At 43.2% G+C, this 16237-nt stretch carries 16 protein-coding genes; 5 read left to right on the top strand and 11 right to left on the bottom strand.

Features of this window, described 5'->3' with window-relative positions; translation table 11 throughout:
• Window positions 1–11: 11 nt before the first annotated feature.
• Window positions 12–1205, bottom strand: coding sequence for a class I SAM-dependent methyltransferase (locus OCV52_RS08580; RefSeq protein ID WP_008223506.1), 1194 nt, complete (start codon window positions 1203–1205; stop codon window positions 12–14).
• Window positions 1206–1355: 150 nt separating this feature from the next.
• Entirely contained in the window at window positions 1356–2759 is a 1404-nt protein-coding gene (locus tag OCV52_RS08575) for a methyl-accepting chemotaxis protein (RefSeq protein WP_137406481.1), read from the bottom strand.
• 88 nt (window positions 2760–2847) lie between these two features.
• On the opposite strand from OCV52_RS08575, the gene yccX reads away from it, so the two are divergent.
• A complete protein-coding gene (yccX, locus tag OCV52_RS08570) occupies window positions 2848–3135 on the top strand; it encodes an acylphosphatase (RefSeq protein ID WP_008223500.1) in 288 nt (95 codons plus the stop codon).
• Between the two features lie 44 nt (window positions 3136–3179).
• Here the strand turns inward: yccX and OCV52_RS08565 are convergent, their stop codons facing one another.
• From OCV52_RS08565 to OCV52_RS08540, 6 genes are all read right to left on the bottom strand, one after another.
• Complete coding sequence (locus OCV52_RS08565; RefSeq protein WP_008223499.1) at window positions 3180–3509, bottom strand: TusE/DsrC/DsvC family sulfur relay protein; 330 nt, start codon at window positions 3507–3509, stop codon at window positions 3180–3182.
• 160 nt (window positions 3510–3669) lie between these two features.
• Window positions 3670–4335 carry a Bax inhibitor-1/YccA family protein gene (locus OCV52_RS08560; RefSeq protein WP_008223498.1) on the bottom strand — a complete coding sequence of 222 codons (666 nt, stop codon included), beginning with the start codon at window positions 4333–4335 and terminating at the stop codon, window positions 3670–3672.
• Between the two features lie 295 nt (window positions 4336–4630).
• Window positions 4631–5395, bottom strand: a complete 765-nt coding sequence (locus OCV52_RS08555; protein WP_004742336.1) for an amino acid ABC transporter ATP-binding protein — start codon at window positions 5393–5395, stop codon at window positions 4631–4633.
• A gap of 22 nt (window positions 5396–5417) precedes the next feature.
• Entirely contained in the window at window positions 5418–6515 is a 1098-nt protein-coding gene (locus tag OCV52_RS08550) for an amino acid ABC transporter permease (RefSeq protein ID WP_004742335.1), read from the bottom strand.
• A 1-nt stretch (window position 6516) separates the two neighbouring features.
• Complete coding sequence (locus tag OCV52_RS08545; RefSeq protein ID WP_137406480.1) at window positions 6517–7722, bottom strand: amino acid ABC transporter permease; 1206 nt, start codon at window positions 7720–7722, stop codon at window positions 6517–6519.
• A 147-nt stretch (window positions 7723–7869) separates the two neighbouring features.
• Window positions 7870–8898, bottom strand: a complete 1029-nt coding sequence (locus tag OCV52_RS08540; RefSeq protein WP_137406479.1) for an amino acid ABC transporter substrate-binding protein — start codon at window positions 8896–8898, stop codon at window positions 7870–7872.
• Between the two features lie 480 nt (window positions 8899–9378).
• Between OCV52_RS08540 and OCV52_RS08535 the strand changes: the two genes are divergently transcribed.
• Window positions 9379–10320, top strand: coding sequence for a precorrin-2 dehydrogenase/sirohydrochlorin ferrochelatase family protein (locus OCV52_RS08535; protein WP_137406478.1), 942 nt, complete (start codon window positions 9379–9381; stop codon window positions 10318–10320).
• Between the two features lie 157 nt (window positions 10321–10477).
• On the opposite strand, the gene OCV52_RS08530 is transcribed toward OCV52_RS08535, so the two are convergent.
• Both OCV52_RS08530 and OCV52_RS08525 read right to left on the bottom strand, forming a co-directional pair.
• Window positions 10478–10960 carry a YajQ family cyclic di-GMP-binding protein gene (locus OCV52_RS08530; protein ID WP_105024851.1) on the bottom strand — a complete coding sequence of 161 codons (483 nt, stop codon included), beginning with the start codon at window positions 10958–10960 and terminating at the stop codon, window positions 10478–10480.
• A 12-nt stretch (window positions 10961–10972) separates the two neighbouring features.
• Entirely contained in the window at window positions 10973–12031 is a 1059-nt protein-coding gene (locus OCV52_RS08525; protein WP_137406477.1) for a 3-deoxy-7-phosphoheptulonate synthase, read from the bottom strand.
• Between the two features lie 208 nt (window positions 12032–12239).
• On the opposite strand from OCV52_RS08525, the gene OCV52_RS08520 reads away from it, so the two are divergent.
• Window positions 12240–13127: a putative PEP-binding protein gene (locus OCV52_RS08520; protein WP_137406476.1), complete on the top strand. Its 888-nt coding sequence runs from the start codon at window positions 12240–12242 to the stop codon at window positions 13125–13127.
• 176 nt (window positions 13128–13303) lie between these two features.
• Entirely contained in the window at window positions 13304–13789 is a 486-nt protein-coding gene (locus OCV52_RS08515) for a PaaI family thioesterase (protein WP_102425695.1), read from the top strand.
• Between the two features lie 102 nt (window positions 13790–13891).
• On the opposite strand, the gene OCV52_RS08510 is transcribed toward OCV52_RS08515, so the two are convergent.
• The gene (locus OCV52_RS08510; RefSeq protein WP_061033454.1) at window positions 13892–15247 is read right to left on the bottom strand and encodes a hypothetical protein; all 1356 of its coding nucleotides are present in this window, start codon (window positions 15245–15247) and stop codon (window positions 13892–13894) included.
• Window positions 15248–15275: 28 nt separating this feature from the next.
• Between OCV52_RS08510 and OCV52_RS08505 the strand changes: the two genes are divergently transcribed.
• On the top strand, window positions 15276–16184 hold the full coding sequence (locus OCV52_RS08505; RefSeq protein WP_206383558.1) for a CvfB family protein: 909 nt from the start codon (window positions 15276–15278) through the stop codon (window positions 16182–16184).
• Window positions 16185–16237: the final 53 nt, after the last annotated feature.

Here is a 16237-nt window from a genome sequence, read left to right as displayed (position 1 = left end):
AACTAGATAGCTTAAAGTACCTTACAAGCAAAGCCTTTTAGGTAGAAGCCTTCAGGGTAAGCCGTGTCTGTTAAATGGTCAGCGGCTTGCTCGAAGCGCTCGACGAACTTAACGGTTCTGCCAGCGTCAATGGCTGCATCAGCGATGATCTTTTGGAATAGGTCTGTACCCATTAGGCCAGAGCAAGAGTAGGTAAGTAGCGTACCGCCTGGCTTTAGGATTTGCATTGCAAGCATGTTTACATCTTTATAGCCGTTTGCACCTGACGTCAGGTTGTTCTTACTTGAAACAAACTTCGGTGGGTCCATGATCACCACGTCAAACTTAGTGCCTTGGTCACGGTATTCGCGAAGTAGCTTGAAGACGTCAGCATTTAGGAATACGGCGCGCTTTTTCGAGATATCAAACTCGTTAAGCTCAGCGTTGAATTTGGCTGTATCAAGAGCAAGTTGAGATACGTCTGCGTTGATGACTCGTTTTGCATCGCCTTTAAGCGCGTACAGGCCAAAACCACCAGTGTACGAGAAACAGTTAAGGACATCTTTGCCTTTTACGTATTTCATTGACTCTTTACGGCTATCACGTTGGTCCATGTAGAAGCCTGTTTTGTGACCTTCCATGATGTTTACGCTGATCTTAACGCCGTTTTCTTCAATTACGATAGACTTTGGTGGCTCTTCACCGTGAAGAACGCCAACCACTTGTTCTAAGCCTTCTTTCTTACGAACTGCGACGTCAGAGCGCTCGTAAATATTGCAGTCTGGGAAGCACTCAATTAGCGCTTCAACCAATACGCTTTTGTTAAATTCAGCACCAGCACTAAGGAGTTGGCAAACTAAGTAGTCTTGATATTTATCGATGGTGATACCTGGTAAGCCGTCTGATTCTGCTGCAGTCAGGCGGTAACCTGTTAGGCCGTCACGTTCGATGATGTCTTCGCGTAATGACTGTGCGTCTTGAATTCGTTTTACGAAGAACGCTTTGTTGATGTCTTCTTTTTCAAATGTCCAAACACGTGCTCGAATTTGAGAAGATGGTGAGTAAGCAGCCTTCGCTAACCACTGACCATTTTGAGCATATACGTCTACCGTTTCACCCTGTTTTGGCTCACCCTCGACTTTATCGATACCGCGTGAAAATACCCATGGGTGTTTGCGGCGTAATGATTTGTCACGGCCTTTCGCTAGATGAATAGAAGGAGTCATAATTTACTCTGTTTGTTGAATTTGAAGAAGGGGTATTGTCGGGGAAGTGCAGGTGAAAAGCAAATAAGAAAGGGCCGCGTGAGCAGCCCTTGTCATGATTTTAATCAGTTAGATAGCAATATTCTAAATACTGCCTTTGAAAGACCAAGATTATGCTTTAAGACCTGTCAATAAGCCTTCCATGGTGTCACTTTGCTTACGAAGCTGGTCAATATTAGAATTACTCTTACTGATCATTTCACAGATGCTATCTGATTGATGACGAATTTCTTCGACGCTCTGTGCAATGTTATCGGCAACAACACCTTGCTCTTCAGCTGCGGTCGCGATTTGGGTACTGCTATCAGAAATGGATTGATTCTTTTCAGCTAGCGAGCCGATCTCAACATTCACTTCAGACATCAATGTTTGTCCTTCATTGGCGTTGTTCACCGTCACTTCCATCAGCTTTGTCAGCGACTGGCTGTTACGTTGTAATGATTCAATCATACTTTGGATCTCAACCGTTGCTTGTTGAGTTCGACCGGCAAGTGCACGAACTTCATCGGCAACAACCGCAAAACCTCTGCCTTGCTCGCCCGCGCGAGCCGCCTCGATAGCAGCGTTCAATGCAAGTAGATTGGTCTGCTCTGAAATACCATTGATTGTTGTGACGACTTCATCAATTTGCGCTGCGTTAGCATCCAGTTCTTCAACGGCCTGTGATGCAGACTTAATCTCTTGAGATAGGTTAGAGATAGATTCCAGCGTGTTTGAAACCTTGACTTGACCACTTTGTGCAACACCACGAGCGTCTATCGTCTGTGAACTCGATGCATGAGCCAAAGTTGCTACCTCACGAATTGTCGCCGCCATTTGCTCTGTTGCGCTTGCTAAGCTGTTCAAGTGTTCTTGCTGATTACCTGAAATATCTGAACTCTGTTGCGTCGACTGATTTAGGTCAGAACTGATTTGCTGCATGAGCGCTACGGACTCTTGAATCGAAAGCACCATGTTTTGCTCGCGTTCTGCTACCTTGTCGATAGTAATTGCGATTTCACTAAACTCATCACGAACAGGGAAGTAGTTCATACGACAAGTTAGGTCACCATTCGCGAGTGTGCTCAGTGCTTTGTTCATTGAGAACATTGCTCCGCCAATGAAAGTCATGATGTAGTAAACACCGAGTGCAATCAAAGTTAGGGTGACCGCAATGATCGATACCTGTGTTGCTGAAAGCGCAGACCACAGGTTTTGGTCGTGGTTAGCAACCAAACTAAATGCACCATTCATAACTGAAACAGAGCCTGCGCCATAACCAAGGGAGATAGTTTCGGAGCTATTAACCAGTTGCGCAACTTGTTCTTTGGTGAGTTGACCAGCTTCGATAAGCCCCTTCATTAAGAGCAATTCTTCTTGATAGAGGTGGGCCAGTAATGAATCTGCAGCACTATCTAAAACGAGAGTTAATATAACAAGAGCGAGAAGAGGTAATAAAAAGAGGAGATAAAACTTTTCTTGGATTTTTAGGTGAATGAGATATTTATCAATCCAACGAAATGGGATTTCTTTCATAATCGTTATACTCGAAGTAAGTCCACCAATAAGCGGTGAATGAATAGAGTCTCAACTATATCATTCATACAATTTATGAGGCAACGTTATGAAAAATTCACAATCTATATTTGTCGTATCAGGCGTAGTTCAGTGTGTTGGATTCCGCTATCACACCAGCAGAGAAGCGCAGAAGCTTGCCATTTCAGGGTACGCTAAGAACTTAAATGATGGTCGAGTTGAAGTGTTGGCTGTTGGCGAAAGTGGTCAGGTAGACAAGCTATACCAATGGTTGCAAGTAGGTCCTGCGAGCGCAACTGTAGATAATGTGGTTAAGCAAAGGTTGGGAGAAGGTGAAAAGCGCAATGTGCGTGTTGGGGAGTTCCAAATACTGTAGCTAACAGGCCACAGTATTTGATTGAGATAGTCAGTAACCTGTTGTTACAGACACTTTGCTGGTTTAGGTAAGCCTGCGAGCTTGGTCGCTTGTTTCGCTGGGCCTTTTTTGAATAATTTGAACAGATATTTACTGTTGCCTTTTTCTGGGCCGTGGGCTTTTTCCATCGCTTTAACCAGCATGCGAACCGCAGGGGAAGTGTTGAACTCTTCGTAAAAGCTCCTTACAAAATGCACGACTTCTAAGTGTGCTTCTGTAAGCTCAATGGCTTCATCTTGTGCAAGAATTTCAATCATACCTTCTTCCCATTGTGTGTAGTCCAACAGGTAGCCTTGAGCGTCGGTTTCGATTTGCTTGCCGTTATATTCAAACATGTTTAGTCCAGAATCCAATTAACTATTTGGGTAGGGTACATGACCAAGTTTACCTTTCTCAATAGATATCGTAGCGATCTTGAAAAATATTGATCCTATAGATACAAACAAGCCCAAGAGATAGGCTCTTGGGCTAGATGTTCTTCAATTAGGCGAGCGATTAGTCGTCGCTGCCCATGATGCCTAGGATGCTTAGTAGGCTGATGAAGATGTTGTAGATTGATACGTATAGGCTAACTGTCGCTGAGATGTAGTTAGTCTCACCGCCACGGATGATGTTTTGCGTTGTTAGCAAAATAACACCAGTTGAGAACAGGATGAACATACCACTCATTGCTAATGACAGAATCGGCATTTGTAGGAAGATATTTGCAACCATACCTACAAGTAGCACGACGAAACCTGCTAGTAGCATACCGTTAAGGAAAGACAGGTCACGCTTAGTAGTAAGAGCGTAAGCCGATGCACCCATGAATGCCAATGCCGTGCCGCCTAGAGCAGTTAGGATAACATCACCCATGCCTGCGCCAACGTACATGTTTAAGATTGGACCGATGGTGTAGCCTAGGAAACCTGTGAACAGGAATGTAAAGACTAGACCCATGCTGTTGTCACGGTTCTTCTCTGTTAAGAAAAGTAGGCCGTAGAAACCGACTAACATCATGATAAGACCAGGACGAGGAAGGTTCATCGCCATAGATACGCCTGCTACAACAGCAGACCAAAGTAGTGTCATAGACAGTAGTGCGTAGGTATTACGCAACACTTTATTGGTTTGCAGAGCACTTTCTTGAGATGCTGTGCGTGAAAACATAGGGCTGTTCATAATCTTCCTCGTAAGGTGACTTCAATAGTTATTAGTACATTTATGGGGCTGAAAGTTCGAAAAATCAAGTCTTACAGTCCACTTGTATACTTAAAATAATAATCAAAATAGCTGGTTAAGTATTTCTGAAGGTGTAACAAAGTATGTCTTATACTGATATCCAAGAGCTACGAGCACCCGATGTTTAACCTTTTATACTTGCGTTACCTATTTATATCCTTCTATAAACCAACTATCAATTTGAAAAATAAAAAGGCGACCTAAGCCGCCTCTCTTAATTATGCATCATAACACATTAATGGTGTAAGATTTGACTCAAGAAGTTTTGAGTTCTGTCTGACTGCGGATTTTCAAAGAAGTCGACAGGGTTGTTCTCTTCAATGATTTCCCCGGCATCCATGAAGATAACCCTATCGGCTACCTCCTTAGCAAAGCCCATCTCGTGCGTTACACAAAGCATGGTCATGCCTTCTTCTGCCAGTTCAACCATAACGTCTAGAACTTCACGAACCATTTCTGGGTCGAGCGCTGATGTTGGTTCATCAAACAGCATGACTTGTGGGTTCATACATAGAGAGCGTGCAATCGCTACACGCTGTTGCTGACCACCAGAAAGCTGACCTGGGAACTTGTCTGCTTGCTCAGGGATCTTTACACGCTCTAGATATTTCATCGCAATCGCTTCAGCTTCTTCTTTCGGCATCTTTTTCACCCAAATAGGGGCTAAGGTACAGTTTTCTAGTACCGTAAGATGCGGAAATAGATTGAAGTGCTGGAAACACATGCCAACGTCACGACGAACGGCTTCGATGTTTTTTAGATCTTCGGTAAGCTCATTGCCAGACACAAAGATGTGTCCCTTTTGATGCTCTTCTAGTCTATTGATACAGCGAATCATAGTCGATTTGCCTGAGCCAGAAGGCCCACAGATAACGATTTTCTCGCCTTTTTTTACTTCTAAGTTGATGTTCTTAAGAACGTGGAACTCACCGTACCACTTGTTCATGTCTTTCAGTTCAATCATCAACTCTTGCGATTCTGGATTTAGTTGTTGCGTCATAATACGTCCTTGATCTTCTTAACTATCGTTTGTGACCGGTGTGAAGTCTGTTTTCTAGCCATATCGAGTATCTCGACATGCCAAAACAGAACACCCAGAACACTAACGCGACAAATACATAACTTTCTGTAGCGAAACCTAACCACTCAGGGTCGGTGTTCGCTGCTTGACCAATACCCAGTACATCGAACATACCAATGATAAGTACCAGACTGGTATCTTTAAACAAGCCAATGAATGTGTTTACGATTGATGGGATTGTGATTTTCAGCGCTTGAGGAAGAATAATCAGCCCCATCTTTTTCCAATAGGTTAAGCCCAGTGCGTCAGCGGCTTCATATTGTCCTTTGGGAATAGCTTGCAGGCCACCGCGAATTACCTCGGCCATATAAGCCGCACTAAATAGAACAACACCTACTAGCGCACGGAATAACTTATCGGTCTCAGAACCCGCAGTAAGGAATAGTGGCAGCATTACAGACGCCATGAACAGCACAGTAATCAGTGGAACACCACGCCAAATTTCGATGTACACAGTACAAATACTACGGATAATTGGCATTTCAGAGCGACGGCCAAGCGCTAGTGCTACACCAATCGGCAGCGATACAACGATACCCACCAATGCAATGATAAGCGTAACGAGTAGGCCACCCCATTTGTGCGTATCAACAACTTCCAATCCAAACACACCGCCGTATAGCAAACCAGCAATGATGAATGGGTAGATGTTTACGAAAAATAACCAAATCCACGTGCGTTTAGGTGTTTTCTCGTAGGCTAATAGCGCGACGAAGATAGCCAATGTTGCGTAGAAAAGGCGAGGGCGCCACAGTTCCGCTTCAGGGTAGAAGCCATACATGAACTGATCCCAACGTACGCTGATAAATACCCAGCAAGCCCCTTCGCTAGTACAAGCATCACGAGTTGTTCCGACCCAGTCTGCATTTAGGAAAGCCCAGTCGAAGGTTGTCCAGAGTAATGAAAAAGCGATGTAACCTAGAACAACGGTAACGATACTATTGATTGGGCCATTAAAGAGATTCTTTCTCAACCAGCCGACTACGCCAACGGTATTAGCGGGAGGTGGAAGATCCGGTTGAAATTGATGTGTGCTCATATTATCTCTCCACCAATGCGACTTTACGGTTATAGATATTCATTAACGCAGAGGTCAATAAGCTTAGCGTTAGGTATACACCCATGGTCATGGCAATGATTTCGATAGCTTGACCTGTTTGGTTGAGAGTTGTACCTGCGAACACAGAAACTAAGTCAGGGTAGCCAATAGCCATTGCTAACGAAGAGTTCTTAGTGAGGTTTAAGTATTGGCTAGTTAGCGGTGGAATAATGATTCGCAACGCTTGAGGGATAATAACCAGCTTTAATGTGCGAGCTCGAGGAAGACCTAGAGACATCGCAGCTTCTGTTTGGCCGTGGCTAACTGCATTAATACCAGAACGAACGATCTCTGCGATGAAAGACGCCGTATAGATACTTAGTGCTAATACAAGAGCGGCTAATTCAGGAATAATGCTGATACCACCTCTGAAGTTAAAGCCTTTCAGTTCCGGGTATTCAGCTGAAATCGGCATACCAAGCACAAAATAGACAACTAGAGGCAAACCCACGATCAAGCTAAGAGCAATTCGAAACATAGGGGTTTGTTGCCCAGTTAGTTTCTGTTTGTTGTTAGCCCAAATGTTGATGATTATGGTAGCTACGATACCAGCAATCACTGACGCAATAACGATGCTGCTTCCTTGCTCAAGAACAGGGGCTGGGAAATAAAGACCACGCACATTTAGGAAAATCGCTTCGCCCAAACTGAGACTTTGTCTTGCAGAGGGGAGAGCTTGAAGAACCGCGAAATACCAAAAGAAGATTTGAAGTAGTAGTGGGATATTTCGGAAGATTTCAATGTATACCGCGGCAAATCGGCTCACTAGCCAGTTAGATGACAGACGAGCGACACCCATAGAGAAGCCAAGAACCGTTGCTAAGATAATACCTAACACAGATACTAAAGCGGTGTTTAATAAGCCGACAACGAATGTTCGACCATATGAGAAGGTTTCGTCATATTCGACGAGGGTAAGGCCGATACCAAACCCCGCCTCTTGACTTAAAAAGTCAAAACCAGTGGCAATGCCTCGGGCTTCAAGGTTGGTAAGGGCGTTGTTTACGATGGTATAGAAGAAAGCGCCAAGTGCTCCGATGGCGATGATCTGGAAAACGACAGATCGAAAAGTCGGGTTGTATAAAAGGTTAGCACTTTTAGCTTCGGGCTTTTCCTGGGAAGGAGTAAGAGTGTTGTTAGGTTTCATACTGCAATAACCTCAAATCCATTTAACATTTAGGGCGGAAAAACCGCCCTAAATCGTGTTACTCAAACATTCATTTTTGGGTTGTTGCTATCACCCTCAACAAGAGCGATAGCAACGATTACGAACAAGTAATCACGTCCTGTGCTATCAACGGATTGGTGGAGCGTACATAAAGCCACCCGCATTCCATAACGCATTTACACCACGATCGATCTGAAGTGGAGAACCTGTACCAACAGTACGCTCAAAACTTTCACCGTAGTTACCAACTTGTTTGATTACTTGATAACCCCAGTCGTCACGAATGCCAAGGCCTTTACCTTTAGGACCGTCTACACCAAGAATACGTTTGATGTTTGGATCTTTTGACTTGAGCATTTCATCAGCATTTTTAGAAGTGATGCCGTATTCTTCCGCATTGACCATTGCTGAAAGTGTCCACTTAGCTACGTTGAACCATTTGTCATCATCTTGACGAACAACTGGACCTAGAGGCTCTTTAGAGATAATTTCAGGAAGTACTTGTGCAGATTTAGGATCAGCTAGGTTAAGGCGAAGCGCGTATAGACCAGATTGGTCAGTGGTTAGCACATCACAACGACCTGCGTCGAAACCTTTAGATGTTTGTGCTGCTGTATCAAATACCACTGGCTTGTAAGACATGTCGTTGTTACGGAAGTAATCGGCTAGGTTAAGCTCAGTCGTTGTGCCTGATTGAACACATACAGACGCGCCATCAAGTTCTAAAGCGCTGGTTAGGCCAAGATCTTTCTTAACCATGAAGCCTTGACCATCGTAGTAGTTAACGCCTACGAAGTTAAGACCTAGAGCGGTATCACGATGCAGTGTCCATGTTGTGTTGCGAGACAGTACGTCGATTTCGCCAGATTGAAGCGCAGTAAAACGCTCTTTTGCTGTTAGAGGTACATACTTAACTTTAGTCTTGTCACCGAGTACAGCCGCTGCAAGAGCTTGACAATACTCAACATCGATTCCTTCCCATTCACCTTTTGAGTTTGGGTTAGAGAACCCTGGAAGACCTGTACTTACACCACAAGTTAAGAAGCCTTGAGATGTGACTTTGTCCAGAGTGCTTTCTGCCGCTGATGCTGATGTTGCCATCATCGCAGTTGATGCAGCTACTACTGAAGCAAGAAGTGTTAGTTTATTTGTCATTTGTATCCTTCCTTGTTAACCAGGTGACACCTGATACTCGTGCTCATTTGAGTTTTCTATATGTGTTGCGTTTTCTATGACCTTGTTGTCTAAATCAAACGAGTTGCATTTTGCAAATGAAACTGTGTGCGATTTAATCAACTGTTTATAAGGTTAGGAAAGGATCCGTAGTTTCACAAATGTATAATTTAAAAAGAATTTTGAATGAAATCACAAATCCGAACACATTTAGAATGACTAAATGTTAACTGAATGTAAATAGTGCAAGGGTTCACACTGTTGGTGCAACAAGATTTAGATTTTTATATTGATAATCGACTAGATAAAAATCCTGAATGAATCTCACGTTGGTGAAACATTAAACTTAAAAAAGATTGAAATTTGGTCAATAAATATTTTTATTACACTTCGATAGTTATTAATATGCTCCAAATTTGGTAGCATGGCTGAATAGTTATTGAAGTCGTCTCAAGGAAGAACATGCGTTATTTCCCAATGTTTTTGGATGTAGAGAATAAGCCGATTCTCGTGGTCGGTGGGGGTGAGGTTGCTTGCCGTAAAGTGGATAGCTTGTTAAGAGCAGGCGCTAACGTTACGTTAGTTTCTCCTAAGGTTGCGCCGTACTTACAGCAGCTTGTTGATGAGAACAAACTTCACTGGGTTCAAAACTTTTACTCGTCACAAATTATCTCGAAAGAATACCTTCAAGTATGGGCGACCACAGATAACCCTAGCTTGAATCATCAGGTGTATAATGATGCAAAAAAACTGGGTATTTTAGTCAATGTGGTTGATGATTTGCCATACTGTGACTTCATTACACCTTCAATGATAAATCGTGGAAGAATCCAAATTGCCATATCTAGTGGTGGTGCATCACCTGTTTTAGTGAGAAATATTAGAGAAAAACTCGAAACCGTATTGCCACAGAATATCGGTCTTCTCGCAGACTTTGGTGCATCAAAACGCAACTCGATCAAAGAGTCGTTTCCTACCGTCGATGAACGTCGCAAGTTTTGGGAACGCTTTTTATCGTCCAGTTTTATCGAGCAGGTAACGGATAGAGAGCAATTAGAAACGTATTATCAGCAAGCGCTGACAGAAGGCGTTGATAGTGAAGGGCAGGTAACCTGGATCGAATTTGAACAAGATGTCGAGTTGCTGTCTATGAAGGCGTTACGTCTGATGCAGGAAGCTGAGCTGGTATTGTCTCCGGAAGAGTGCCCATTCGAATACGTAGATCTATGTCGTCGTGATGCGGAAAGAGAAAGTTACGCGAACAGTGGAGAGCTCTCAACGAAGCTCGAGCAAGCAAAAGCTGAAAACTTAAGAGTATGTGTGTTCATCCCACCAGCGAGCGTTGAATTCAATTTGTTGGTAGGGAAAGACCTCAAGCTGTCTTCTGCCAAGGTTTTGAGCTAAAAGGCAGACCAGCTAGCTGTCGTAAAACTGGTGTCTAATACGCTAATATCACTAGATAAATAAAAAGCCACTTCGCAGGAAGTGGCTTTTTGTTATTTCGAACACAATATCGTGACGACCAATGAGCAACAAATAAACGTAGTTACTTAAATCAAAATTAGTCGCGGAAGTTATCGAATTGGAAAGGTTGACCAAGTTCACCGTTACGAACTAGTGCCATTACAGCTTGTAGATCGTCACGCTTCTTACCTGTTACGCGTACTTTTTCACCTTGAATAGACGCTTGAACTTTAATCTTGTTGTCTTTAATTAGCTTAACGATTTTCTTTGCAACATCAGTTTCGATACCTTGCTTAAAGATAACCGTTTGGTGCCAAGTGCGACCTGTTTGATCTGCTGTTTTCGCTTCCATCGCGTTAGGATCAACATTGCGCTTCGTTAGGTTACTACGAAGAATATCGCGCATTTGCTTAAGCTGGAAATCGTCTTGAGCAGTCAGTTTTACCGACTCATCTTTGTAGTCAAAGCTAGCGTCAACACCGCGGAAATCGAAACGAGTCGATAGTTCACGGTTAGCATTGTCTACAGCGTTACGTAGTTCTACTGCTTCTACTTCAGAGATAATGTCAAATGATGGCATTGTTTTATTTCCTTAAGCTAAGTTTCTATCTTTGATTGCTGTTGCAAGCATGTCTAACATTGTCGCGGTATCTTCCCAGCTTAGACACGGGTCAGTAATCGACTTGCCGTATTCTAGGTTGTTGATATCCGTCATTGGCTGGTTACCTTCTTTAATGAAGCTTTCTGCCATGATGCCTGCAATTTGATTTTTGTTCGATTTGATCTGTTCACAGATGTCTTTTGCAACGTCCAACTGTTTGCGGTGTTGCTTTTCACAGTTAGCGTGGCTGAAGTCTACAACCAAACGTCGAGGTAGGTCGAACTCAGCTAGTTGCTTACATGCGCTATCCACAGATTGTGCATCAAAGTTTGGACCTTTATCACCACCACGCAGAATTACGTGACCGTATGGGTTGCCCGAAGTGCGGTAAACTGTCATACGACCATTTTTATCTGGTGAGTAGAAGTAGTGAGAAGCTTGTGACGCGCGAATTGCATCAATAGCGATCTTGATGTTGCCGTTTGTCGCGTTTTTGAAGCCAACTGGGCAAGACAATGCTGAAGCCATTTCACGGTGAATCTGAGATTCGGTAGTACGTGCGCCGATTGCGCCCCAAGTTATCAGGTCTGCAATGTATTGACCTGTGATCATATCAAGGAATTCAGTTGCGGTTGCTAGACCAAGCTTGTTGATATCAAGCAGAAGCTTACGTGCTTTGTTTAAGCCAGTTTCAAGTGCGTAAGAACCATCAAGGTTTGGATCGGTAATTAAGCCTTTCCAACCTACAACCGTACGAGGTTTCTCGAAGTAGGTTCTCATGACAACAAACAATTCGTCTTTGTATTGTTCTTGAATTTGGCTTAGACGCTCAGCGTAATCAAGTGCCGCTTCTGTATCGTGAACAGAGCAAGGGCCTACGATAACTAATAGGCGGTTATCACGACCAGTTAGGATATCTTCGATTTGGCGGCGAGAATTTGCAATACGCTCAGCAACGTCGTCAGTAATAGGGTGTGCGTTGCCTAATTCGGCAGGAGTTGGCATAGGACCCAGAGCTTGGGTTCTCAACTCATCAGTTTTTAATGGCATGTGATAGCTTTTTTATTCTATTGCGAAGTGGTTAAGATAACGGAATTGAACCGAGGAATAAACTCTCTTAAGTCAAAGTTATCTCTGTTATTACTAATATTCTTATTTTTATCAGCAGCCTGACGCTAAATACGGGATTTTCACTTGTATTAACAGGCAGCTATCGGTATTTTCGTTTGAACACAACATAAAAAATGCTGGAGCAGCAATGACTCAAGAAAATCAAAGCACTTTGCACCCAGAACTGGTCTTAGGCGATGTGCTGCCTTCTTATAACGATAATAATAATTCCAACCACTTATACGTATCTCTCTCTGAATTGGTCATGGATCGTGTCTTCTATCACCCAAGTATTGAAAGCCATTTAGACACACTTTCTGATATAGAGAAAACCTCTCTAGACGCGATTCTTGGTGGCAAAAGCGTTGATGAACATTTCGTTTCGACCTTGGTAACGGCGATTCAAGCGGCTGTTCAACCAAACCATAGTTCTGTGCGTATCGCTTTAAGTAATGCTGATAGCTACGGCTTTCGTTCGCTATTAGGTGGTAATTGCGAGGTAGAAGAGGTGAACCCGGCACTGGGTGTTCGTGGTGTTGCTCGTTATGCGACGCCAGAGTACAGCAAAGCGTTTGCTTTAGAGTGTCAGGTAGTTAAAACACTGCGCGAACAAGGCATCAATGTCGAAGTCGTGGTTCCTTATGTACGCGCATTAAGCGACGCGGCTAAGATCATCGATTTACTTGCAGAGCAAGGTTTGCCTCGCGGCTTGAATGGCTTGAAGGTATTGTTCTCATGCGATGTGCCATCTGCCGTTCTACTGAGTGAACGTCTACTGCATTACTTTGATGGTGTTGTGGTGAATGTCGACAGCCTAGCGTCTTTTACACTTGGTGTTGATAAGCAGAATGAAGCGCAGCAACACGCTTTTGATCCACAAAACGAAGCGGTAATTACACTGCTAGATATGATTGTTAAGGCGACACAGAACGCTAAGAAACCCGTTTTACTTGTCACTCAAGGTTTGGTTGATTATCCGCGCTTACAAGGTTACATCGCTGACCTTGAAGGTGTTGAAACCGTCGTGACGGCATAAATCAGTCTGTTGCTGTAATTTATCAACTTGGCGTATGATTTGGTTCGAAGCGCTAATGCTTTGAGAATAAAAGAGATATCATTGTGTGATGTATCTCTTTTTTTGTAACATTTTTTTGACATTTAAATCGTTAGTCGATTAACTGGTCTGATGACTGATTAGGCTAGGTGATTCCAATGTTAACCCCTCTACAAAAAGCAAATTTCTATTTAAGCATGTTTGGCTTTTTCAAAGTCCCACTCATCTGGCTGTGTCGACCAAAGCTTCTGGTACTCGATAACGAGCGTGTAGAGGTGAAAATTCCGCTTAGAAGGCGCACCAAAAATCATCTTAATAGCATGTATTTCGGAGTTTTAGCTGTAGGTGCGGATGTAGCAGGTGGCTTTCTTGCTATGAGTAAATCTCAACAGCAAGGTGAGAAGATCTCTTTGGCGTTTAAAGAGGTGACAGGTAACTTTCTGAAGCGACCTGAAGGCGATGTGCATTTCACTTGTACTGACGGTGAGCTGATCAACACTATGCTGGCAGAAACCATGTCGACCGGAGAGCGAGTAAATCAGCCAGTAACCATTATCGCAACCTGCCCATCACTGCATGGCGAAGAGCCCATGGCAGAATTTACACTCACGCTCTCTATCAAAAAAATCCCATCTAGAAAGTAACCACAAGTATCTGCTTAGAATGGTATTTGGTGGGGCTCGAACTAACAAAAACGGTATGTGAATGTATATCCACATACCGTAATAGCACGAATCGCAGTAGTTCTATGACTCTTGTGTGATTTGCTCGATATCGACAATCTTTGAACGGTTCATGACTATTTTCCAACGATAGTAAGTTGGTTCATTATCGTGGTTGTTCTCTTTAATGATCAGATTGAGCAGGTGACGCTTCTCAACGGACTCTCGACTCACTTGACCTTCATTCAATCGATAAATCTTGTTCGAGCCCTTATCCATTAAGCGTGTCAGCGCTCTTAGACTGATCGACAAGGTTTCACGCGTTTCCTCGTAGCCACTCATAAAGGTTGATGTCGACATCTCTGTGTGCGACCGGTAATGCAAGATTTGCTCTTCACGCTGTACCACACGTTTCTTACGTATCGACTGAATGCGGTCAGCGAGCTTAGAAAAGTTTGCGTAGTCCAACCACTCAAGTTTATGACCAACTGACTTATTGGTTGTTGGATCGTAATAACGGCGTTTCCATTTTGGCTTACCTTTACGAAGCCAGCGCCAAAGAATGTCTCTTAAATCGTCTTTGAATATCTCACGTAGTGCATAGATGAAAGACATTGCGACGATGAAAGAAGCGGTAATCTCTCCTAAGAAATCTCGGGCTAAGATAACCGTTGTGGTCACAACCACCATCACTAAACCTGTCGCAACACCTTTTACTGCTCGTTTAACGTTTTTACCCATTGAGGTGGTTTTCTCTTTGAGTACGATAGGGTGCTCAATCAAACGACGCAGCAATCGCATCTTGTTACTCAAGCGGGTTACGTCTTCTCGTACCTTCGCTGAGTTGTATCGGTTCAGTTTGCGGTGAGCGGTCTCTTTATCGCAAAGGGTTAAAAGTCGCTCTTTGATGGTTGAGTACTCGCTACCACGAGGCATGTGTGACACTAGCGATAGGAATTTTTGCTCGGTATACCAAGATAGGTAGTTGTCTATATTGGCATAGTAGCGTTTCAGGTTTTCTTCATAAGGGATACTTCGACGCAGCTTCTTTAATATGTCTAAAGCAAGTTCAATAACCTCATCCACTTCGTCAGCCGTTACGTCGTCACTATCATTTTTATTTAAGCTGCTGACCGCTTTATCTAAAGCGATAACATATTGGTAGGCGAACAAGCTCAAACTTACACGGTATTGAGTGGTAGACAGTCGTCCCCGTTTTGCTAAACGGCTGTGTACTAGGGGGAGTAGTGTTTTATCACTGTAGTACGCGCGTTTTTGAGTGATTGAGCTATAGAAAAATGCGCTCTCAGAAAGTACTTCTGGAGTGAGTCCAAGTTCACCGGGAATGAATAGATAAACATCCATGTCGAGCTTTTTTGTCTTAGCCATTGCATGGTTAATTTTGAGTGTTATCGCATCTTGTTTATCAACGGTGATCAACGATGGCTCCTAGAATGTAAAAATATGAATGAAACTAGCGAAAGCATATCAGAGATCACGTATAATCTCCGCCAAATTTAAAGTAGAGACAATCTTGATGATAAATATTGGTCAAATAAACAACTTAGAAGTAGTAAAACAAGCAGATTTCGGTGTATTCCTTGACGCTAGCGACTATGGAACGGTGTTGCTGCCGAAACGATTTACTCCTGAAGGTGTTGAAATTGGTCAAAAGTTAGATGTGTTCTTATACATTGATTCTGACAACCAGATCGCTGCAACGACTGAAAAACCTATCGCACAAGTTGGCCAGTTTGGCTTGATGACTGTTGAAGGTGTAAACAGCACCGGTGCATTCATGAACTGGGGCGTGAAAGGCAAAGACCTATTGGTTCCTTTCAGCGAACAACGTGGTCGATTAAACGAAGGCCAGTCAATCTTAGTATATGTGTACATTGATAAAGCATCTAGTCGCATTGTAGGTACAACTAAGTTTAACAAGTGGTTAGACAACACTCCGGCGAATTACAAACGCAACCAGCAAGTTGACTTAATCATCGCTGAACGTAGTCAGTTAGGTTACAAAGCGATCGTTAATGGCGAACACTGGGGCATGATTTTCCCATCAGACATCATCGGTAAATTATTTATCGGTAAGACGCTGAAAGGCTACATTAAAAACATTCGTGAAGAAGACGGTAAGATTGACCTTTCTCTTCAGAAAGTTGGCGTAGCTAAGATGGATGACCTAAGCATTAAGATCTTAGACTTGCTTGTGAAGAAAGGCGGCTTTTTGCCTTTGAATGATAAGTCTTCACCTGAAGCTATTTTCTCTGCTTTCAGAACCAGTAAAGGTACATTCAAAAAGACCATCGGTGGTTTGTACAAAGCTGGAAAGATCTCTATCGATAAAGAAGGCATTAGCTTAGCTAAATAAGCCGAGCTCTCGGTTAAAAAAAAGCCCAAGCAACGCACGTTGTTTGGGCTTTT

The sequence above is a fragment of the Vibrio chagasii genome, assembly GCF_024347355.1.
Taxonomy (GTDB): domain Bacteria; phylum Pseudomonadota; class Gammaproteobacteria; order Enterobacterales; family Vibrionaceae; genus Vibrio; species Vibrio chagasii.
This window is presented reverse-complemented; position numbering and strand designations above follow the sequence as displayed.